Source organism: Janthinobacterium sp. (genome assembly GCF_031995485.1).
Lineage (GTDB): Bacteria > Pseudomonadota > Gammaproteobacteria > Burkholderiales > Burkholderiaceae_D > Janthinobacterium.
The window spans coordinates 1-20,642 of sequence record NZ_DAMAGB010000014.1; the positions used below are offsets into that span (position 1 = coordinate 1).

General features: G+C 61.1%; 17 protein-coding genes. 6 read left to right on the forward strand and 11 right to left on the reverse strand.

Features of this window, described 5'->3' with window-relative positions; genetic code table 11:
* Nucleotides 1–109: 109 nt before the first annotated feature.
* Together dacB and RTQ46_RS10710 are read right to left on the reverse strand one after the other, a co-directional pair.
* Nucleotides 110–1,597, reverse strand: coding sequence for a D-alanyl-D-alanine carboxypeptidase/D-alanyl-D-alanine-endopeptidase (dacB, locus tag RTQ46_RS10705; protein WP_312436468.1), 1,488 nt, complete (start codon nt 1,595–1,597; stop codon nt 110–112).
* Nucleotides 1,598–1,605: 8 nt separating this feature from the next.
* Complete coding sequence (locus RTQ46_RS10710) at nt 1,606–2,844, reverse strand: nucleoside recognition domain-containing protein (RefSeq protein WP_312436470.1); 1,239 nt, start codon at nt 2,842–2,844, stop codon at nt 1,606–1,608.
* A gap of 198 nt (nt 2,845–3,042) precedes the next feature.
* Between RTQ46_RS10710 and RTQ46_RS10715 the strand changes: the two genes are divergently transcribed.
* The 4 genes from RTQ46_RS10715 to RTQ46_RS10730 all read left to right on the forward strand — a co-directional run bounded on the left by RTQ46_RS10715 (nt 3,043) and on the right by RTQ46_RS10730 (nt 9,956).
* Nucleotides 3,043–4,854 carry an ABC transporter substrate-binding protein gene (locus tag RTQ46_RS10715; RefSeq protein WP_312436550.1) on the forward strand — a complete coding sequence of 604 codons (1,812 nt, stop codon included), beginning with the start codon at nt 3,043–3,045 and terminating at the stop codon, nt 4,852–4,854.
* Between the two features lie 216 nt (nt 4,855–5,070).
* On the forward strand, nt 5,071–7,824 hold the full coding sequence (locus tag RTQ46_RS10720; protein WP_312436471.1) for a TonB-dependent receptor: 2,754 nt from the start codon (nt 5,071–5,073) through the stop codon (nt 7,822–7,824).
* A 69-nt stretch (nt 7,825–7,893) separates the two neighbouring features.
* Nucleotides 7,894–8,970: an LD-carboxypeptidase gene (locus tag RTQ46_RS10725; protein ID WP_312436473.1), complete on the forward strand. Its 1,077-nt coding sequence runs from the start codon at nt 7,894–7,896 to the stop codon at nt 8,968–8,970.
* Between the two features lie 92 nt (nt 8,971–9,062).
* Nucleotides 9,063–9,956 carry a YihY/virulence factor BrkB family protein gene (locus RTQ46_RS10730; protein WP_312436474.1) on the forward strand — a complete coding sequence of 298 codons (894 nt, stop codon included), beginning with the start codon at nt 9,063–9,065 and terminating at the stop codon, nt 9,954–9,956.
* 464 nt (nt 9,957–10,420) lie between these two features.
* Here the strand turns inward: RTQ46_RS10730 and RTQ46_RS10735 are convergent, their stop codons facing one another.
* The 5 genes from RTQ46_RS10735 to RTQ46_RS10755 all read right to left on the reverse strand — a co-directional run bounded on the left by RTQ46_RS10735 (nt 10,421) and on the right by RTQ46_RS10755 (nt 15,238).
* Nucleotides 10,421–11,548, reverse strand: coding sequence for an acyl-CoA dehydrogenase family protein (locus tag RTQ46_RS10735; RefSeq protein WP_312436476.1), 1,128 nt, complete (start codon nt 11,546–11,548; stop codon nt 10,421–10,423).
* Nucleotides 11,549–11,556: 8 nt separating this feature from the next.
* Nucleotides 11,557–12,225, reverse strand: coding sequence for an SDR family oxidoreductase (locus RTQ46_RS10740; protein WP_312436478.1), 669 nt, complete (start codon nt 12,223–12,225; stop codon nt 11,557–11,559).
* A 32-nt stretch (nt 12,226–12,257) separates the two neighbouring features.
* Nucleotides 12,258–13,454, reverse strand: a complete 1,197-nt coding sequence (locus RTQ46_RS10745) for an acetyl-CoA C-acyltransferase (protein WP_312436480.1) — start codon at nt 13,452–13,454, stop codon at nt 12,258–12,260.
* Between the two features lie 24 nt (nt 13,455–13,478).
* Complete coding sequence (locus tag RTQ46_RS10750) at nt 13,479–14,663, reverse strand: isovaleryl-CoA dehydrogenase (protein WP_312436481.1); 1,185 nt, start codon at nt 14,661–14,663, stop codon at nt 13,479–13,481.
* 146 nt (nt 14,664–14,809) lie between these two features.
* On the reverse strand, nt 14,810–15,238 hold the full coding sequence (locus RTQ46_RS10755; RefSeq protein WP_312436483.1) for a MerR family DNA-binding transcriptional regulator: 429 nt from the start codon (nt 15,236–15,238) through the stop codon (nt 14,810–14,812).
* Nucleotides 15,239–15,894: 656 nt separating this feature from the next.
* On the opposite strand from RTQ46_RS10755, the gene RTQ46_RS10760 reads away from it, so the two are divergent.
* Both RTQ46_RS10760 and RTQ46_RS10765 read left to right on the forward strand, forming a co-directional pair.
* Nucleotides 15,895–16,302: a hypothetical protein gene (locus tag RTQ46_RS10760; RefSeq protein ID WP_308923082.1), complete on the forward strand. Its 408-nt coding sequence runs from the start codon at nt 15,895–15,897 to the stop codon at nt 16,300–16,302.
* Between the two features lie 247 nt (nt 16,303–16,549).
* Nucleotides 16,550–16,720 carry a hypothetical protein gene (locus tag RTQ46_RS10765; RefSeq protein ID WP_312436485.1) on the forward strand — a complete coding sequence of 57 codons (171 nt, stop codon included), beginning with the start codon at nt 16,550–16,552 and terminating at the stop codon, nt 16,718–16,720.
* A gap of 4 nt (nt 16,721–16,724) precedes the next feature.
* On the opposite strand, the gene RTQ46_RS10770 is transcribed toward RTQ46_RS10765, so the two are convergent.
* From RTQ46_RS10770 to RTQ46_RS10785, 4 genes are all read right to left on the reverse strand, one after another.
* Complete coding sequence (locus RTQ46_RS10770; RefSeq protein WP_312436486.1) at nt 16,725–17,336, reverse strand: UbiX family flavin prenyltransferase; 612 nt, start codon at nt 17,334–17,336, stop codon at nt 16,725–16,727.
* On the reverse strand, nt 17,329–17,640 hold the full coding sequence (gene grxD, locus RTQ46_RS10775) for a Grx4 family monothiol glutaredoxin (protein WP_010402157.1): 312 nt from the start codon (nt 17,638–17,640) through the stop codon (nt 17,329–17,331). Before grxD ends, RTQ46_RS10770 begins: the two co-directional genes overlap by 8 nt.
* Before the next feature lie 98 nt (nt 17,641–17,738).
* Entirely contained in the window at nt 17,739–18,200 is a 462-nt protein-coding gene (locus RTQ46_RS10780; protein WP_312436487.1) for a GNAT family N-acetyltransferase, read from the reverse strand.
* 5 nt (nt 18,201–18,205) lie between these two features.
* Nucleotides 18,206–20,554, reverse strand: coding sequence for a Tex family protein (locus RTQ46_RS10785; protein ID WP_312436488.1), 2,349 nt, complete (start codon nt 20,552–20,554; stop codon nt 18,206–18,208).
* Nucleotides 20,555–20,642: the final 88 nt, after the last annotated feature.

Consider the following 20,642-nt stretch of genomic DNA (forward strand, 5'->3'; position numbering starts at 1 on the left):
GTTTGAAGCTGCGGGTGGTGTCGGATTACGGCCTGCGGCCTAATCCGACCTACGGGTCATGTGTGGCCGCGCGGTCCGACTACTTGGTTGGCGTCAACCATGTGTCGTATCAGGGCGAGATACCCGTACGCGCCACCCACTCGATCAATGCATCGACCGCCGCGCGGCCGTTGCCATTACCCACCAGGTCGCTGTTGATCATGGCGACCACCACGCATTGCTGGTTATTGGCATCCGGCACATAGCCGGCGATGGCTACCACGTTCTTTAACGTTCCCGTCTTGATGCGCGCCCGCGCGGCGGCCGGGCTGCCCAGCAGACGCTTGCGCATGGTGCCATCGAGCGCGACGATCGGCAGGCTCGATTGGAACTCGGGCGCCCAGACGCTTTGCTGCATCGCCTGCAGCACGCCGGCCAGCTGCAGCGGCGCGATGCGGCCGGTGCGCGACAGGCCGGAACCATTGTCGATGGACATGCCGTTGGTATCGATCCCGTGGCGCTGCATCCATTCTTGTATCACCTGCCGTGAGCGCGTGGCGGTGTCTTCGGGTACCGTCATGGCGACCGGGCGGCTGCCCAGCCAGCCATCGCTTTGCAGGCTGCCGATGCTGAGGAACAGCGTGCGAGCCAGGGTATTGTCGGAGTTCTTGTTGATATCACGCAGCACTTCCGGCAGGGCGCGCGCCACATGGTCGGCCAGCATGCGCGTGCCGACCGGTTCGGCCGTCGGCGGCAAACCCGTAAACGGCGCTTCGCGCACGCTGCCCAGGATGCTGCCCCCGAGGCGCTTCCAGGTGGTGCGGAACAGCTTGTCCGCATAATCATTGCGGTCCAGCACATTGATGCTGGTGGCCTTTTTGCAGTTCTGCGGAAAGGTGCCGTGCAGGATCACCTGCAGCCTGCCATTCGGGCCACGCACATATTCGGGTGGGCGCCAGCCATCTTCCCAGCGCGCGCAATTGCCTTTGACCAGCTGCATGTCGCTGCTGATGGTGACATTGTCCAGTTCCGGCAGCATCAGCAGTTTCAGCTGCTGGGTGGTGGAACTGAGTTCAATATCGAGCATGTTGGTGTTCAGCAGCAAAGCGTCCGGTATCACGTTGTAGCGGAACTCGGCCGACTCGTCGAACGGCGGCGCGCCGATATCGGGCCGGGCCGGCTGGAACAGCTGGCGGTCCAGGATCAGATCGCCCTTGATGGTGTGGATACCCTGGTTGCGCAGGGTCTGCAGCATATGCGCGAGCACATCCGCATTGAAGTCGGTGTCGGCGCCACCGCGCAGTATCAGGTCTCCCTTCAGCACGCCATTGATCACGTCGGCGCTGGTGCGCAATTCCGTGCGGCCGCGAAAGGTCGGGCCCAGCTGCTCGAGGCCCACGGCCGTCGTGACGATTTTCATGGTCGAGGCCGGCTGCATGCTGCGTTCGGCGCCATGCGACATCAGCACCGTATTGCCACGCAGGACCACTGCGCCGATGGCGTCTTCAGGAATATTCGCGCTGCGCAGCAGCACGCTGACGGAATCGGGCAATTGCGCGTGCGCCGCCGGCAGGCCAAGGCCAGCGATCAGCGCGGCGATCAGTACGGGACGTAACATGGGTCTCCTCAATGGAAAAAGACGTAGGCGACAAACACGGCGGTGACCACGCCGGCCAGGTCGGCGATCAGACCGGCCGTAATGGCATAACGCGTCTTGCGGATGCCCACCGAGCCGAAGTACAGCGCGACGATATAGAAGGTGGTGTCGGCCGACCCTTGGAACACGCAGGCCAGGCGGCCGACAAACGAGTCGACGCCATAGGTATTCATGGCGTCGATCATCATCGCTTTCGAGCCGGAACCGCTGAGCGGCTTCATCATGGCGGTCGGCAGGGCAGGCACGAAATCGGTATTGATACCGAGGTTGGCAAAGAACCAGTTCAGGCCACTCATCAGAAAGTTGAACACGCCCGCGTTGCGGATCACGCTGATGGCCACCAGCATCCCGACCAGGTAGGGAATCACGGTGATCGAGGTCTGGATGCCGCCTTTTGCCCCTTCGATAAATGCGTCATACACGTTCACCTTCTTGCGCAGCGCGCCGATGATGAAAATGGCGATCACGCTGATCAGCACCAGATTGCTGACCACCTTCGACACCAGCTCGATTTCCTGCTTGGTCAGGTATTGCGTGAAGTACCAGATCATGGCGACGATGGCGGCCGTCATGCCGCCCAGCCAGCTCAGCACGACGCTGTTGAGCAGATTGATGCGCTGCCTGATCGACACCGTGATGATGCCGACCACGGTGGCCACATAGGTGGCGATCATGCATGGAATAAAGATGTCGGACGGATCGGCCGCACCTAAAATCGAGCGCTGCGCCATGATGGCCAGCGGGATCAGGGTCAGGCCCGAGGTATGCAGCACCAGGAACATGATCTGCGCATTGGTCGCCTCTTCCTTGTTCGGGTTCAGCGTCTGCAGGCTTTCCATCGCCTTCAGGCCAAACGGCGTGGCCGCATTGTCCAGGCCCAGCAGGTTGGCCGAGAAATTCATTACCATATGGCCGGTGGCCGGGTGGTCCTTGGGGATTTCCGGGAAGATGCGCGAAAAGAACGGCGCGATCACTTTCGCCAGCCAGCCAACGATCCCCGCTTTTTCGCCGATATTCATAATGCCGAGCCACAAGGTCATCACGCCGGCCAGCGGCAGCGCGATGTCCATCACGCCCATGCGTGCCGTCTCGAAGGTGCCATCGATAATGCGCTTGAAGATATCGGTATCGCCCAAAAACAGCCACTGCAGCACGGCGGCCAGGAAACCTACGAGGAAAAAGCCGGACCAGATGTAATTAAGTGCCATAGATGATCAGTTCTTGAATGTGCGACGAGGAAAATACCTGCAAGCAAAGTATAGAGGCAGCGTGCCACGCGTTGATGAAAGAATGCAGCCTCCGCATGCCAAAAAGTTATAAGCTGGCAGCCTGTTTTCATTGGCATCCTGCCGCCCACCCGCGTACGCTGGATGTCGCCTGCTTTCACCTGTACTGGATCACTGATGATGTTTTTGCGTAAAACCGCTTGCGCCGCCGGCCTGGCCTTGCTGACTTTGTTGACCGCCGCCAGCCATGCCGCCACCAATGGGCAAGACCTGCGCGCCGGCAAGACCCTGCACCTGTTCCTGAGCACCAGCGAAACGGGCCTGGACCCGGCCGTCGCCTCCGACCTGGCCAGCCTGAACCTGATGGAAAATGTGTTCGACCCGCTGCTGCGCTACGATTACCTGGCGCGCCCGCTCAAGCTGCAGGGCAATACGGCGCGCGGCTTGCCGACAGTCGAGGATGGCGGCCTGACCTATACTTTCCGGATCCAGCCCGGCGTGTTCTTTACGCCCGACCCGGCCTTCAAGGGCCAGCGGCGCGAAGTGACGGCGCAGGATTACGTGTACAGCCTGACGCGCCTGTACGACCCCGCGCTGAAGTCGCCATGGCTATTCCTGCTGGAAGACAAACTGCTGGGCGACGCGGCGCTGAAGAGCAACTTCAGCTACGACACGCCGATCGCGGGACTGCAGGCACTGGACAAATACACCTTGCGCATCCGCCTGAACGGCATCGATCCGAATTTCCTGTTCTACCTGGCGATGCCGGCCACCGGCGTGGTAGCGCGCGAAGTGGCCGAAGCGTACAAGGCGCCGGGCCAGATCGGCAACCATCCGGTCGGCACGGGGCCGTTCATGATCACCGAGTGGAAGCGCAGCGACAAGATCGTGCTGCAGGCCAATCCGGATTTCCGTGCCACCGTGTTTCATACGGACGCCGCCACCCTTGGGGCGATGCCACCGGCCGAGCAGGCAATCGCGAAGTCACTCGAAGGCCAGCACCTGCCGCTGGTCGAACGCATCGAAGTGCGCATCGTCGAGGAATACCAGTCGCGCATGCTGGGCTTCCTGAAAGGCGAGTTCGATTACCTGGAGCAGGTGCCCGAGTCGCTGACCGACATGGTGCTGCTCAATGGCGGCCTGAAGCCCGAACTGGCTGCGAAAGGCATCACGCTCGAACGCTTCCCCGTGCTGCAGACCTATTACATGTGGATGAACATGGACGATCCGGTGCTGGGCGGCTACAGCAAGCCCAAGCTGGCCCTGCGCCGCGCGATCGCGCTCAGCTACAACAGCCGCGAAGATATCGCGCTGCTGAAAAAGGGCCTGGCGCTGCCGGCGCAGTCGCCGCTGCCGCCGAATGTGCTGGGCTATGACAAGGCCTACCGCAGTCCGGTGTCATACGATCCCGTGCTGGCGCGTGCACTGCTGGACCGTTTCGGCTACAAGACAGGCGCGGATGGTTTTCGTACCCAGCCGGACGGTACACCCTTGATCCTGACCATGCATACGGAGCCGAGCACGGTAGGGCGGCTGCGCGATGAATTGTGGCGCCGCAACTTGAACGCCATCGGCCTGCGCGTGGAATTCAAGAGCGACAAGAAGACGGAAATCATCAAGGCCTCGCGCCTGGGCAAGGTGCAGATGTTCGAGACCAACTGGGTCGCCGATTTCCCCGATGGTGATAACTTTATGCAATTGTTGTACGGCCCCAACAGTGGTCGAGCCAACTACGCCCGCTTCAATTTGCCCGATTACAATAAACGCTATGAGGAGGCGCGCCTGCTGTCCGATACGCCACGCCGGCGCAGCCTGTACTTCGACCTGTGGCAGCTGATCCATGCCTATACGCCATGGGTACTGCTGACCCATCCGATCTCGGCCGACCTGCAGCAACCGTGGCTAAAAAACTACAGGCGCCATCCCGTGGAATTCACGTCCTGGCGCTACCTGGACGTCGATATGACACGGGGCCGCCCCGCAGCGAAGTAGGCCAGCGGTGAAATGGGGCATTCATTCCAAAAAGTTATGGTTAGGAAAGCATATTTCATTGGCTGGCGGCGGAAGCATCGCGCTACTCTGAAAATGAAAACAAATAAAGTCATGCGCAAACATCATAAGAAAATGTACTGCGAGACAGATGCAGCGATATGACTAACAACCTGACTTGAAGAATCAAGTTTCGATTGCCCAACAAGGAGAAGGCCCGTGAAATTGAAGAAGCTAGCGCAGTTGATGGCATTGATAGGGGTGGCTGGCACGGCCGTTGCACAGGAAGCGGCGCCACAGGCGATGCAACGGGTCGAAGTGACGGGCAGCAGCATCAAGCGCATCGCCAAGGAAGGCGCGCTGCCGGTGCAAGTGATCACCTATGACCAGATCGAAAAACAGGGTATTACCAGTGCCGAGCAATTGCTGGCGACCATCTCCTCGAACGGCACCGGCGCGGACAACATGACTTCGGGCAATAACGTGTTCGGGGCCGATGCCGACCGCGTCAGTGGCGGCGCCTCGTTTGCCTCGCTGCGTGGCCTGGGACCGAACAGCACGCTGGTGCTGCTCAATGGCCGCCGCATCGCTACCCACGGCGCCAGCGGCAAGGCGGTCGACCTGAACTCGATCCCGATGGGCGCGATTTCTCGCGTGGAAATCCTCAAGGATGGCGCTTCGGCCATCTATGGTACCGACGCCATCGGCGGCGTGATCAACTTTATCCTGAAAACCAATTACAACGGCATCGAGGCATCGGCCACCACCAATTCCACGGAAGCGGGCGGCGGCATGAACCGCCGCGCCTCCTTGCTGGCCGGCCACGGCAGCGTGGAAGAGGACGGCTACAACATCATGATGAGCCTGACGGTCGACAATGACGACAAGCTGAGCTCGTCCCAGCGCAGCTTTGCCAATGGCTTCCAGCCTGGCCGCGGCCTGTCGCCCGATACCACCGGCACGCCATACGCCAACCAGCTGACCGGCGCCGGCACGGCGCTCGGCACCTCGTTTACGGTTCCCGGCAGCACCAATCAATACCTGCAGGCCAATCCGCTGAGCTTCACGGGCAAGTGCGATACGGTGGCCGGCATGTCGCAATACCAGACGGCGCTGTGGTCGAAGGTCACGTCGCCATTGCGCACCACCTATTCCTGCGCCTATGACTACGGCGGCGACTATGTGATTTCCTTCCCGGTCGAGCGCGCCAACCTGCTCAGCCGTGGCACCTTCAAGCTGGCGCAGGATCACACCATGTTTGTCGAGCTGCTCGGCTCGCGCACCAAGGCCACGGCGCAATTCACGCCGATGCAGATCCAGACCACGGCAGCTGCTGGCAACCTGTATCCGGTCGGCGGCGCGTATTACCAGGATCTGTCGGCGTATATCCCGACCTTCGACAATACCAAGCCGATTGCCTACAAATGGCGCGCCAACGATTTTGGCAACCGCACCCAGGAAAACACCACCGACAACCTGCGCCTGCTGGTTGGCTTCGAAGGTACCGTGGGCAAATGGGACTACAAGGCCGGCGTGTCGCATGCGCAAAGCAAGACCAACACCAGGCTGACCGATGGCTATGCCTATACGGCGCAGTTGTTCCCGGCGCTGGCCAGCGGCGTGATCAACCCATGGGTGGGCCCCGGCCAGAGCCAGAGCCAGGCGGCCAGGGATCTGATCGAGTCGACCAAGTTCCGCGGCGACTTCCAGCATGGCAAGACGACCCTGACCGCGATCGATGGCTCGGTCTCGGGCGAGCTGCTGCAGCTGCCGGCCGGCGCCATGTCGGCCGCCGTCGGCTTTGACCTGCGCCGCGAAAGCTATGCGTTTGGCCAGGATATCGACGCGACCCTTGTCTACCTGTCGCCAGGCAATGCCGCGCTGGAAAAAGCCAGCCGCAACGTCAAGGCCGTGTATGCGGAATTGCTGGTGCCGATCATCAAGGACCTGGAAATGCAGCTGGCGCTGCGCCGCGATGACTACAGCCTGGTGGGCGCATCGACCAATCCGAAAGTATCGTTCCGCTACCAGCCGACCTCGTGGCTGCTGCTGCGTGGTTCGGCCAACAAGGGCTTCCTGGCGCCCAGCTTTACCCAGCTGTATTCGGGCCAGCTGTTCCAGGAACTGTCGAGCGGCGTGATCGACACGCTCGGCTGCGCCCGCCACCCTGGCGACCCGGCCTTCTGCGCACCGTCGCGCCTGAATTATTTTTCGGGTGGCAATACCGCGCTGAAACCGGAAACCTCGAAGCAGGGCAGCCTGGGCCTCGTGATCGAACCGGTCAAGGGATACTCGGCCTCGCTCGACTATTGGGCCATCAATTCGAAAGACCGCATCCTGAACCGCTCGGCCACCATCGTGCTGAACAATGCCGCCTTGCTGCCGCAGTACATCATCCGCAATCCGGATGACACCATCAACTACATCCAGGCGGGCTGGATCAATGCGGCCGGTTCGCGCACGCGCGGCGCCGACCTCAGCCTGCGTGGCGAAGGCAGCACCAACGGTTTCAAATGGAATGCGGCGCTCGATGGCACCTGGACGCAAAGCTTCAAGTTTGCCGAAATCGCCGGCCAGGAATACAAGGAGTACGTGGGCAATTTCTACACGCGCGACCTGTACCTGCGCTGGAAGCACAACGCCTCGTTCTCGCTGGCGCGCGGCGACTGGAGCGCCTTGCTGACGCAGAAGTACAGCACCGGCTACAAGGACCAGGTGCCGAACGGCGGCGCGCTGCCGTATCCGGCGGGCTTCAACCCGAAGGTGGGCAGCTATACTACCTACACCCTGTCGGGCACCTACACGGGCTTCAAGAACACGACGCTGACGGTCGGCATCCAGAACCTGTTCGACAAGGACCCGCCGTTTACCGCGCATAACGTCGACGACGTGGTCGGCGCCGGCTGGGACCCACGCGTGGCCGACCCGCGTGGCCGCGCGCTGTCGTTCCAGGTGAAATACAAGTTCATGTAATCCGCGCTGGCGGAGCATGTTCGCAGCGGCGGCGCCTGGCGCCGCCGTTTCTTTTCCAGAAAGGGCCGCATGAGCAGTCACAGCAGTTTTAGCCGGCGCCAGTTTGGCGGCATGCTGGCCGCCGCCGTCGGCGCAGCCAGCGCACCGGCCCTGGCCGCTGCCGCGCAGCACAAAGGACCCCGCATGCAAGCACATCCCCTGATCAAACCGGCGCGCCTGCGCCAGGGCGACCTGGTCGCCATTATCGCCCCGGCCGGCTTTACGGACGACGACGCCATCGCCAGGGCGGTGGCCAATATCACATCGCTGGGCCTGCGCGTTACCCTGGGCGCCCATATCCGCGCCGTGCATGGCAACTATGCGGGCACGGTGCAGCAGCGGCTGGGCGACTTGCACGCGGCGTTTCGCGAGCCAGAGGTCAAGGCCGTATGGGCGATACGCGGCGGTTCGGGCTGCATCTCGCTGCTGGCGCTGATCGATTACGAGCTGATCCGCACCAATCCGAAAGTCCTGATCGGCTACTCCGACATTACCGCACTGCACCTGGCCATCGGCCGCCAGACGGGGCTGGTGACGTTCCATGGTCCCGTCGCTTCCTCGACGTTTTCCGAGTACACCGTGACACACCTGAAAAATGTGCTGATGCAGCCGCAGCAGCAGTACACGATCCCGATGGCGCTGGAAAACCATCGCCGCGCGCAAACCCATGCCAACTTCACGATCCGCACCGTGCATGGCGGCCAGGCCACGGGACGGCTGACAGGCGGCAACCTGTGCATGGTCAGCGCGCTGGCCGGCACGCCGTATGCGGCCGACTTCCGCGACCGCATCCTGTTCCTGGAAGAGATCAACGAAGCGCCGTACCGCGTCGACCGCATGCTGTGCCAGCTCGACCTGGCCGGCGGCTTGTCGAGCGCAAAGGCGCTGCTGCTGGGCGTGTTCATGCATTGCGAAGCGGACGAGGGCGATATCGCCCTGAGCCTGGACCAGACGCTGGACCAGCATCTGCAGCCGTTGACGGTGCCTTCAGTGTCCGGCTATTCCTTCGGTCATATCCGCGACCAGTTCACCTTGCCGATGGGCATATTGGCCACCCTGGACGCCGAGCGCCAGACGGTTACCCTGCTGGAAGCGGCCGTCAGTTAGCTTGCGTACGGCGGCAGGCGCAATTTGTCCGTATGCTATGGTGCATGGGCGGCGTGGCACAAGGTCATGCCGCGTCCTTTACCAGGTGCATCATGATCAACCGCCACGCCAGTGCGTATATCCTCAGCCATCCTTTATCGTTCGTGCTGCAGGTGCTGAAAGGCTTTCGCGCCAACCAGGGCCTGCTGCTGGCCGGCGCCGTCGCATACTACTCTTTGCTGTCCATCGTGCCGCTGCTGATGCTGGTGGTGGTGGCGCTGTCGCACGTCATCGCGGAGGAAGAACTGCTGCGCACCATCGGCCATTACCTCGAATGGCTGGTACCGGGACAGTCCAAGGCCATCGTGGCCGAGGTCGCCCACTTCCTGAATAACCGCGGCGTGATCGGCTGGCTGCTGCTGCTGACCATGCTGTTTTTCAGCTCGCTGGCGTTTACCGTGCTGGAAAACGCCATGAGCGTGATCTTCAATCATCGCGTGGCGATCCGGCGCCGCCATTTTTTGATTTCCGCCATCCTGCCGTATTGCTACATCCTCTGCCTGGGCGTGGGCATTTTATTGATCACGCTGGTGGCGGGCAGCCTGCAGGTGATGGGCGATGAAAGCGTGTATTTTTTGCGCCATGACTGGGGCCTGGAAGGCTTGTCGGGCGTGCTGCTGTATCTGCTGGGGCTGACCGGCGAGATCCTCGTGCTCAGTTCGATCTACCTGGTGATGCCGGTGGGCCGGCTTTCATTCACCCACGCGCTGATCGGCGGCGTGACGGCGGCCCTGCTGTGGGAAATCGCGCGCCATGTGCTGGTCTGGTATTTTTCCACCTTGTCGCAGGTGAACGTCGTGTATGGCTCGATGACCACGGCTATCGTTGTCATGTTCAGCCTGGAAATCGGCGCCACCCTGCTGCTCTTGGGCGCGCAGGTGATCTCCGAATATGAGCGCGTCGCGCGTGGTGGCGAAGAAGACAAGCCGCTGGAGCTAAGAACTTGATTTAAAACAGTTGTTGCGGCGCACAAAAGGCTGTGCTATAATTCTTTCAGTGGTTGAGATCTGCTTGCAGATACTCTCACTATCCAGCTTCAGTACGGCGACCGACACGTGTAATGTCGATGGCGTGACCAGTACGAAAAGTGGATTTTGTAATTCCGGATACGTTGGTCGATTTACACTTGGAGTCACCATGCAGATAGCATGGGAGTCCGAAAATCAGGAGGCACTTTGCAGATAGCACTGGCGTCCATGACACGATTAAAGCATTGGTAATACATTGGAACGAAGCCTACCCTGAGTAGGCTTTTTTTTCGTCTGGATGGCGCCTTTATAAACCTGCTGCGCAGCCCGCTCTCGAATCGGCGTTACTCGCCGTACCCAAGTACGGCTGCGTTACTCAATCCGATATCGGGCTTGCTCGCTACGGTTTCTAAAGGCGCTGAGACTTTTCTGGCCCAGCGTTGTTACAAGGCTCGTGCGATGAGTATTTTCTGGATATCGCTGGTGCCTTCATAAATCTGGCATACGCGCACATCGCGGTAGATGCGCTCGACCGGAAAGTCGGACACATAGCCATAGCCGCCATGCACCTGGATCGCATCGGAACAGACTTTTTCCGCCATCTCGGAGGCAAACAATTTCGCCATCGCCGCTTCCTTCAGGCACGGCAAACCCGCATCCTTCATCGCTGCCGCATGGCGTATCAGTTGCCGCGCCGCTTCGATCCGGGTGGCCATGTCGGCCAGGCGGAACTGTACCGCCTGGTGTTCGAAGATGGGCTTGCCGAAGCTTTCCCGTTCGCGCGCGTAGGTCAACGCCGCTTCGTACGCGGCGCGCGCCATGCCGACCGCTTGCGAGGCGATGCCGATGCGCCCGCCTTCGAGGCCGGACAAGGCGATCTTGTAGCCTTGCCCTTCTTCGCCGATCAGGTTGGCGGCGGGAACGCGGCAGTTGTCGAACAGGATTTGTGCCGTGTCCGACGAGTGCTGGCCCATCTTCTGTTCCAGCCCCGCCACGATATAGCCGGGCGTCGCGGTCGGCACCCAGAAGGCGCTGATGCCGCGCTTGCCGGCCGCTTTGTCGGTCACGGCCAGCACGATGGCCACGTCCGCATGCTTGCCGCTGGTAATGAACTGCTTCGTGCCGTTGATGACGTACTGATCGCCATCGCGCGTGGCCGTGGTGCGCAGGGCGGAGGCGTCGCTGCCCGTATGCGGCTCGGTCAGGCAGAAGGCGCCCAGCATGGTGCCCTGCGCGAGCGGGCGCAGCCATTGTTCCTTCTGCGCGTCATTCGCATACATCATGGCGATGCTGCAGACGGGACAATTGTTGACCGAGATGATGGTCGAGGTGCCGCCATCGCCGGCGGCGATTTCTTCCAGCACCAGCGCCAGCGACACATAGTCGAGGCCGGCGCCGCCGAGTTCCTCCGGCACCGCCACGCCAAATGCACCCAGGGCGGCCAGTTCCTGCAGCTCTTCTGTCGGGAAATGGTGCTCCTTGTCCCAGTGCGCCGCGTTCGGCGCCAGGCGCTCGCGCGCAAAGCTGCGCAGCGCCTCCTGGATCATTTGCTGCTCTTCATTGAGTATCATGGATTTTTTTACCAGCCGATGGGGCTGCCGTCGTAATTGCGGAAAACCGCCTGTTTGCTTGCGGGCAGGCTGGCCAGGGTGGCGCGGATGCCGGCTGCGCTTTCTTCAGGAGAAATATCGGCGCCGGCGCCGCCCATTTCGGTACGTACCCAGCCCGGGTGGAACGCGACGCAGCTCACGCCTTGCGGGCCATGCACCAAGGCGGTGTCGATCAGCACGGAGTTCAAGGCTGCCTTGCTGGCGCGGTACAGCGAGCCGCTGGCGCTGCTGCGCTCGCTCAGTGACCCCATGTGCGACGACAGCACCGCCAGTTTGCCCTTGGCATTGGCCACCAGCGGCGCCAGGATCGGCAGCAGGCGCATGGCCGCCAGCACATTGGTATGCATCACGGCATCGAAATCGGCCTGCGCGGGAAAACCATCGTGGCGCGGGCCGTACACGCCCGCATTGAGGATGGCCACTTCCAGCTTTTCATCGTCGAGCTTCCAGCCCAGGCCGGCGCAGCCTTCCACGTCGGTGACGTCGAGCTGGTGCGCTTCGGCGCCCAGCTGTTTCAGACCTTCGCAGTCTTCCGGCTTGCGCGCGGTGGCGATCACGCGCCAGCCGTCCTGGCGGTATTGACGGACGATTTCATGGCCGATGCCGCGCGAGGCGCCGATAATCAATGCTGTAGGCATGTGCTGCTCCTGAGTAGGGATAAAACCGCAGCTTATACCAGTTCGATCGCCATCGCGGTCGCTTCACCGCCGCCGATGCACAGCGCTGCCACGCCGCGCTTGCCGCCCGTCTTTTTCAGCGCGCCCAGCAGGGTGACGATAATGCGCGCGCCCGAGGCGCCGATCGGATGGCCCAGCGCGCAGGCGCCGCCGTGGATATTGATCTTGCTGTGTGGAATATCGAGGTCATGCATGGCGGCCATCGGCACGGCGGCAAACGCCTCGTTGATTTCAAACAGGTCGACAGTCGTGCTGTTCCAGCCGGTCTTCGCGTACAGTTTTTTCACGGCACCGATCGGCGCGGTGGTAAACAGGTTCGGCGCCTGCGCATGCGTGGCGTGGCCGTGGATCTTCGCGATAATGTTCAAGCCGAGCTTGTGCGCCGTCGATTCGCGCATCAGCACCAGGGCGGCGGCGCCATCGTTGATCGACGAGGAGGAGGCGGCGGTAATCGTGCCGTCCTTCTTGAACGCGGGTTTCAATGCCGGAATCTTTTCCAGGCGCGCCTTGGCCGGACCTTCATCGATGCTGACCACGGTGTCGCCGCCACGGCCGGGCACGGTAACCGGGGCGATTTCCCAGTCAAAGCCGCCGTCCTTGGCCGCCGCCTGGGCGCGCTTGACCGATTCGATGGCAAACGCATCCTGCGCTTCGCGCGTCAGGCCATATTCGGTGGCGCACTCTTCGGCAAACGTGCCCATCGAGCGGGCATTGCCTTTTTCATCGCGGCTGTACGCATCTTCCAGGCCGTCCATCATCATGTGGTCGAACAGCATGCCGTGGCCGATGCGGTAGCCGCCGCGCGCCTTCGGCACCAGATAGGGGGCGTTAGTCATCGATTCCATGCCGCCGGCCACCACTACCTCGGCGCTGCCGGCCAGCAAGGTGTCGTGGGCAAACATGGTGGTTTGCATGGCCGAGCCACACATTTTCGACAGGGTGACGGCGCCGGTGGCGTCCGGCAGGCCGGCCTTGCGCAGGGCCTGGCGCGCAGGCGCCTGGCCTTGGCCGGCCATCAGGCAGTTGCCGAAATACACGTGTTCAACCAGTTCCGGCGCGATGCCGGCGCGCTCGACGGCGGCCTGGATGGCGACAGCGCCCAGGTCGCTGGCAGTGACGTTGGCAAAATCGCCCTGGAAGGCGCCCATGGGGGTGCGCGCAGCACCGACGATAACGACTGGATCATGCATGATGGATCTCCGTATCAGTGATGGTTATTTGGTTTCGGCGAACAGTTCGCGGCCGATCAGCATGCGGCGAATTTCGCTGGTGCCGGCGCCGATTTCATACAGCTTGGCGTCGCGCCACAGGCGGCCGGCCGGATACTCGTTAATATAGCCGTTGCCGCCCAGCGCCTGGATCGCTTCGCCCGCCATCCAGGTGGCCTTTTCGGCGCTGTACAGAATCGCGCCGGCCGCATCCTTGCGCAGCTGGCGCACGGCTTCCGGCGTCGATGCACGGTCGCACGCCTGGCCCACCGCATACACATAGGCCTTGCAGGCCATCATGGTCGAATACATGTCGGCCAGCTTGCCCTGCATCAGCTGGAATTCGCCGATGGCCTGGCCGAACTGCTTGCGGTCGTGCACATACGGCACCACCAGGTCCATGCAGGCCTGCATGATGCCCAGCGGGCCGCCGGACAGCACGGTGCGTTCAAAATCCAGTCCCGACATCAGCACGTTGACGCCCTTGCCCAGGCCGCCCAGCACATTTTCAGCCGGCACTTCGCAATCCTGGAACACCAGTTCGCCCGTGTGCGAGCCGCGCATGCCCAGCTTGTCGAGCTTTTGCGCGATCGAGAAACCCTTGAAATCTTTTTCGATCAGGAACGCCGTCATGCCGCGCGCGCCGGCCGCCAGGTCGTTCTTGGCGTACACCACCAGCACGTCCGCGTCGGGGCCGTTGGTAATCCACATCTTGGTGCCGTTCAGCACCCAGCGGTCGCCCTTGAAGTCGGCGCGCAGCTGCATGCTGACCACGTCCGAACCGGCATTCGGCTCCGACATGGCCAGTGCGCCGATATGTTCGCCGGTAATCAGCTTCGGCAGGTATTTGGCTTTCTGTTCGTCGGTGCCGTTGCGCTTGATCTGGTTCACGCACAGATTCGAATGGGCGCCGTACGACAGGCCGACCGAGGCCGAGGCGCGCGAGATCTCTTCCATGGCGATGATATGGGCCAGGTAGCCCATGCCGGCGCCGCCGTATTCTTCGCTGACGGTAATGCCGAGCAGGCCCATGTCGCCCATCTTGCGCCACAGGTCCATCGGGAACTGGTCGCTGCGGTCGATTTCGGCGGCGCGCGGCGCGATTTCGGCGGCAGCAAATTGTTGAATCGCTTCGCGCAGGGAGGCGATGTCTTCGCCGTGGTCAAAGGTCAAGCCTGGGAGATGGAGCATGTCGTCCTCGTCGTCGTTATGTGGTGTCGGCTGTCTGCCGCTTCAAAAGCAATCGTGTCAACAACAATGATACTCAGTTGTGACGTTTACGTAAACGTAAAGCAAAGTATAAAGCAGGTCCATGCGGCCTGCATCAAGCGTGGTACTTATGTTGCCGCCAGCGCGCCGTCGTCCAGTTCGGCCAGCATGCGTGCGCAGGCCGCTTCGTGGGTGGTGATCTCGGCCAGCGCCATTTCGATATCGATGCGCTGCTGTTCCAGCGTCTGCCGGTGCTGCGCCAGCACGCCCAGAAACCGGTCCATCTGTGCGCGCGTGTCTTTCGGCGACTCGTACATGTCGACCAGGCTTTTGATTTCGGACAAGGCCAGGCCCAGGCGCTTGCCGCGCAGGGTCAGCTTGAGGCGGGTGCGGTCGCGCGGCGTATAGACACGGCTGCGTCCGCCCGCGCCTTCGCGCTTCGGACTGAGCAGACCCTGGTCTTCATAGAAGCGGATGGCGCGCGCCGTGATGTCGAACTCGCGCGCCAGTTCGGTAATGGTGTAGGTGGTGCTGGGTACAGGCGTGGCTGAGGACATGGGCTTGGAGCTGGAAGGCATCGATGGTTCGGGGCGGACGATTGACGTTTACGTTCGCGTCAATGCCATTGTAGCGCGCCTGCCTGCTGTCATCACGGACAATCTTCGGCCTCCGCTCATAGAGATAATTGATATATACACAAAATTTATTGAAAATAAATGGATTCCAGCGTCAAAAGTGCATGCAGATCGATAGTTGGTGGCGCAGATGACACCAAAAAGAACTTTCTTTGTGCCAACATAAGCTCCTTTCGTTATGATGCGAGTAAATTTGTCATTCAGACAAGTAGATGGCCGCTCCACGACGCTTCATGCTGAAAAGGTTTCCATAAAAAAATAAAATAGTTTTTTAGATAAGTTCTCTTTGAGAAAGTGTATGGCGTGCGCTTGCAGGAATCCATATCGGAGCGCATGATCCAATACCGTACGTTGTAGTGCTAAAACGAGACTTTGAATTTGTGTTGCAATGCGAAATTCAAAGTCAGCCGCGAATTTGACCCGAAGCCATGCGTGATAACAAGAGAAAATTCGGCCCGGTTTTTCACGAGAAAGCCTGGCAGAGTGTTAATTGTTAATTTATTTGTTTTTAAAATGTAACAATCCGTATGGTCATTCAAGAAACTGACTTTCATGTTACAACATGAAATAGTACACCTATGAATTCTTCTAACGAACGCGAAAGCTTCAGCCAGCGACTTCAACTGGCTCTGAAAAACGCCCACTACTCCCCCGACAGCCCGACCCGATTGGCCCGGGAATTCAATATCCGTTTCGATGGACGTCCGATTACCGTGCATGCCGCAAGGAAATGGTTGGTAGGAGAAGCCATTCCGACCCAAGAGAAACTGCGCATGATTGCCCAATGGCTGGGCGTGCCTGCGGAATGGCTGCGCTTTGGCGGCCCGGAAAGCGCCGTACCAAATGGCGAAGCGGGCAGCGCGCTGTCGCGTTTTGAGTCGGCCGATGTGAAATTAATTGCTGATCTGCAAAGATTAGATGAGCATCATCGCCAGATCGCACGCGAATTTATTCGCATGCTGGTGCGCGTGAACTACCAAAAGTAAGTATTTTCGCGTAGTCCTGGCCTGGCCAGGCAATGTCGGATCGGCGCTGTGGCGCCGTTGCTTTTTTGCGCGCCGTCATGGTGGAGACATGAATGTGCGGCACAATAAGGCCTCTTATGTTGCACTGCAACTGGATTATTCGACAATAATCCCGTAACAGACAGCGCAGCAGGCAATACCGGCGCATAATCACTGCAGAACCAGCCAGTTTGTCATCCACCACGGAGCCGAGCATTTGAGCCGTCTTATGAAAAGTAACTACAGCAATACCGCGCAGCTGAAGGACTTGATGACCGTGCCACCCATGACCGCCGCGCAACATGCGGAAGTAATGCGCAAACGGATCGCCCACCGCAGGATGGTTGAAGAAGCCAGGGATTTGAAGCGCGCCAGCGCCCAGCAATTCGAGAAAAGATAAAAACTCAGGCGGCAGGCATGCCGTCGCCGGCTTTCAGGCCATGCCAGCGTGGCGCCAGGCTGTGCTCGATACCGAGCAGGTCGATGACGCGCGCCACCGTATGGTCGACCATCTCGGCGATGCTGTTGGGCAAGTTGTAAAAGCTCGGCAGGGGCGGGAAGATAATGCCGCCCATTTCAGTGACGGCCGTCATGTTGCGCAGGTGCGCCAGGTTGAACGGCGTTTCGCGCACCATCAGAATCAGGCGCCGGCGCTCCTTGAGCGCCACATCGGCCGCGCGCGTGATCAGGTTATCCGACAGGCCATGCGCCACCGCCGCCAGCGTCTTCATCGAGCACGGCGCAATCACCATCCCCTCCGACTGGAACGAACCGCTGGCAATCGCCGCGCCGATATCGCGCAGCTTGTGCACCACGTGCGCCTGCGCTTCGACATCCTTGCGGCCCATGCCGGTTTCCTGGTGCAGGGTCAGTACAGCCGCGTCCGACAAGACCAGGTGCGTCTCGACGCCGGGGAGGGCGCCGAGCAGTTGCAGCAGCCGCAAGCCATACACGGCGCCGGTGGCGCCCGTGATGGCAATCACGATACGGCGCGGCCGCTGCGTTACATCAGGCATCGAGCAGGGATTTCAGCTCGCCCGATTCAAACATTTCATTCATGATGTCGGAGCCGCCGATAAACTCGCCCTTGACATACAGTTGTGGAATGGTCGGCCAGTTCGAGTAGTCCTTGATGCCCTGGCGAACTTCCGGATCGTCCAGCACGTTGACGGTGGCGATGTTTTCCACGCCGCAGGCTTTCAGGATCTGGATGGCGCGGCCGGAAAAGCCGCATTGTGGAAATTGGGCGGTGCCCTTCATGAACAGCACGACCGGCGTGCTCGTCACGGTTTCTTTGATCCAGGTTTGTACGTCGCTCATGGTTGCCTCTGATGGGTAAATAAATAGATGGCGTCATTTTATAAGAAAACGACGCCACGGGTATGCGCTCAAGTCATTAATAGAGGAAGCCAGCCACGTTACAGCAGCTTGCCCAGGCAAACGGACTGGGCCGCGCCCACGTATTTGCCCCAGGGTTCCACCGGCGCATAGCCATGCTTGCGGTAAAACGCCACGGCGCGCGTGTTGATCACGCGCGTGGACAGATAAACGGCACGGTAGCCCAGCTGCCGCGCCTGGACTTCGGCGTGAGCCAGCAAGGCCGCGCCCACGCCCGTGTTGCCGGGGCGGGCAAACATGCGCTTGAGTTCGCCTGTTGTACTGTCCGCTTCGCCGAGCGGGCGCAGGGCGGCGCAGCCGAGCAGCTGGCCGGCACTGTTCCTGGCCAGATAGAAGCCGCCGCGCTCATCGGGCGCCTCGGCATCGAACGAGGCGCGGCCGCTGTCGCCGCTCAGCTGTTGCAGCACGGCGGACAATTCGTCCTGCAGCAGCAGCGCCTCGGGACTGCTGGCGCTGGCTGCCGCAATAAGAATGTCGGACACGATGCTTACCCGCGCAGCTTGGCAAACGCGGCCGCCATGCTGCCGGCCGGTTCCGGCGCATTGCGCGCTTGCGACTGGTGCTGGGCCATGCTGCGGCGGTCGTTGCGGTCGCCGCGTTGCTCCGGCTTGCTGCCGGCCTGCGGCGCGCTGTCCGTCAAGCGCATGGTCAGCGCGATGCGCTTGCGCTTTTCATCGACTTCCAGCACCTTCACGCGCACGACTTGCCCTGCTTTGACCACCGTGTGCGGATCTTTCACGAAGGTGTTCGACAGTGCCGAGATATGCACCAGGCCATCCTGGTGCACGCCAATATCGACAAACGCGCCAAACGCGGCCACGTTGGTGACCACGCCTTCCAGGATCATGTCCGGGCGCAGGTCGCGGATTTCTTCCACGCCCTCCTTGAAAGTGGCGGTGGTAAATTCCGGACGCGGATCGCGGCCCGGCTTTTCCAGCTCTTTCAGAATATCGGAAATGGTCGGCACGCCAAACGTCTCGTCGGCGTACTTGGCCGGGTTCAGGGTTTTCAGCAGCGAGGTTTCGCCGATGACGGCCTTGATATCCTTCTTGATGTCTGCCAGGATTTTTTCCACCAGCGGATACGATTCCGGGTGCACCGCCGAGGCATCCAATGGATTATCGCCGCCCATCACGCGCAAGAAGCCCGCAGCCTGCTCGAACGTCTTGTCGCCCAGGCGCGGCACGCCCTTGAGCGCCGCGCGCGAGGTAAATGCCCCCTTCATGTCGCGGTAGCTGACGATGCTCTGCGCCACGCTGGCCGACAGGCCCGATACGCGCGCCAGCAGGGGAGCGGAAGCCGTATTGACGTCGACACCGACCGCATTCACGCAGTCTTCCACCACCGCGTCGAGCGAGCGGGCCAGCTGGCTCTGGCTTACGTCATGCTGGTACTGGCCCACGCCGATCGATTTCGGATCGATTTTGACCAGTTCGGCCAGCGGGTCCTGCAGGCGGCGCGCGATCGACACGGCGCCGCGCAGCGACACATCCATGTCGGGCAGCTCTTTCGAGGCGAATTCGGACGCCGAATAGACAGAGGCGCCCGCTTCCGAGACGACGATCTTCGTCATCTTCGCTTCCGGATGCTGTTTGATCAGGTCCTGCGCCAGCTTGTCGGTTTCGCGCGAGGCGGTGCCGTTGCCAATGGAAATCAACGATACATTGTGCTTGGCGGCCAGGCGGCCCAGCGTATGCAAGGAACCATCCCAGTCGTTTTTCGGCTGGTGCGGGTAGATCACGGCCGTGTCGACCACCTTGCCGGTGGCGTCGACCACGGCCACTTTCACGCCCGTGCGCAGGCCGGGATCGAGGCCCATGGTGGCGCGCTGGCCGGCCGGCGCGGCCAGCAGCAGCGCTTTCAGGTTGGTGGCGAACACATTGATCGCATCCTGCTCCGAGCGTTCGCGCAGTGCGCCCATCAGTTCGGTTTCCAGGTGCATGAAGCTTTTTACGCGCCAGGTCCAGCGTGCCGTGTCGGACAACCACTTGTCGGCCGGACGGCCCTGGTTCTTGATGCCGAAGCGGGCGGCGATACGGCCTTCGCACGGGTTGTGCGGCGCATCCCATTTCGGTTTTTCCGCTTCCGTGTCCAGGCGCAGCGTGACGTCGAGGATGCCTTCGCGGCGCCCGCGCAGCAGGGCCAGCGCGCGGTGCGATGGTACGGTGGCGATGGTTTCCGAGTAATCGAAATAATCGGCGAATTTTTCGCCTTCGTCCTGCTTGCCTTCGACCACTTTCGATTCGACCACGCCGTGCTCCTGCACGTATTCGCGCAGGGTTTGCAGCAACGTTGCGTCTTCGGCAAAACGCTCCATCAGGATCTGGCGCGCGCCGTCGAGCGCCGCCTTGGTATCAAGTACGCCCGGATTGTTGCCGTCGGCACTAGTAAACGCGTCGCGCAGGAACTTGCCCGCTTCCATTTCCGGCGTCAGTTCCGGATTGTCCAGCAAGCCGTCGGCCAGCGGCATCAGGCCCGCCTCAATGGCGATCTGCGCCTTGGTGCGTCGCTTCTGTTTATATGGCAGATACAAGTCTTCCAGGCGGGTCTTGTCTTCCGCGTGCATGACGGCGTCCAGCAGGGCCGGCGTCATTTTATTTTGTTCGGTAATCGAGGCCACGATGGCGGCGCGCCGGTCCTCCAGCTCGCGCAGATAGCGCAGGCGCTCTTCGAGCAGGCGCAGCTGGATATCGTCGAGGCCGCCGGTCGCTTCCTTGCGGTAGCGGGCAATAAACGGCACGGTGGCGCCTTCATCGAGCAGTTCGATGGCGGCGGCAACCTGCACCGGTTTGGCGGCAAGTTCAAGGGCAAGACGTTGTTCGATGGTGGGCAGCATGGTTGTTTCCAAAGCGATCAAGGCTGGAATGATACGCAATCGGCGCGATTGTGTCAGTCTTTGGACAGTGTGCGCTGTGGAACTGATA

Bases quoted from the DNA above. Each gene is read 5' to 3' on its own strand.
- RTQ46_RS10765 (WP_312436485.1), top strand. From the start codon at position 16,550: ATGAAAAGTAACTACAGCAATACCGCGCAGCTGAAGGACTTGATGACC.
- RTQ46_RS10760 (WP_308923082.1), top strand. From the start codon at position 15,895: ATGAATTCTTCTAACGAACGCGAAAGCTTCAGCCAGCGACTTCAACTG.
- RTQ46_RS10710 (WP_312436470.1), bottom strand. From the start codon at position 2,844: ATGGCACTTAATTACATCTGGTCCGGCTTTTTCCTCGTAGGTTTCCTG.
- RTQ46_RS10725 (WP_312436473.1), top strand. From the start codon at position 7,894: ATGAGCAGTCACAGCAGTTTTAGCCGGCGCCAGTTTGGCGGCATGCTG.
- RTQ46_RS10730 (WP_312436474.1), top strand. From the start codon at position 9,063: ATGATCAACCGCCACGCCAGTGCGTATATCCTCAGCCATCCTTTATCG.
- RTQ46_RS10745 (WP_312436480.1), bottom strand. From the start codon at position 13,454: ATGCATGATCCAGTCGTTATCGTCGGTGCTGCGCGCACCCCCATGGGC.
- RTQ46_RS10735 (WP_312436476.1), bottom strand. From the start codon at position 11,548: ATGATACTCAATGAAGAGCAGCAAATGATCCAGGAGGCGCTGCGCAGC.
- RTQ46_RS10715 (WP_312436550.1), top strand. From the start codon at position 3,043: ATGTTTTTGCGTAAAACCGCTTGCGCCGCCGGCCTGGCCTTGCTGACT.
- RTQ46_RS10750 (WP_312436481.1), bottom strand. From the start codon at position 14,663: ATGCTCCATCTCCCAGGCTTGACCTTTGACCACGGCGAAGACATCGCC.
- RTQ46_RS10770 (WP_312436486.1), bottom strand. From the start codon at position 17,336: ATGCCTGATGTAACGCAGCGGCCGCGCCGTATCGTGATTGCCATCACG.
- RTQ46_RS10785 (WP_312436488.1), bottom strand. From the start codon at position 20,554: ATGCTGCCCACCATCGAACAACGTCTTGCCCTTGAACTTGCCGCCAAA.
- grxD (WP_010402157.1), bottom strand. From the start codon at position 17,640: ATGAGCGACGTACAAACCTGGATCAAAGAAACCGTGACGAGCACGCCG.
- RTQ46_RS10740 (WP_312436478.1), bottom strand. From the start codon at position 12,225: ATGCCTACAGCATTGATTATCGGCGCCTCGCGCGGCATCGGCCATGAA.
- RTQ46_RS10755 (WP_312436483.1), bottom strand. From the start codon at position 15,238: ATGTCCTCAGCCACGCCTGTACCCAGCACCACCTACACCATTACCGAA.
- dacB (WP_312436468.1), bottom strand. From the start codon at position 1,597: ATGTTACGTCCCGTACTGATCGCCGCGCTGATCGCTGGCCTTGGCCTG.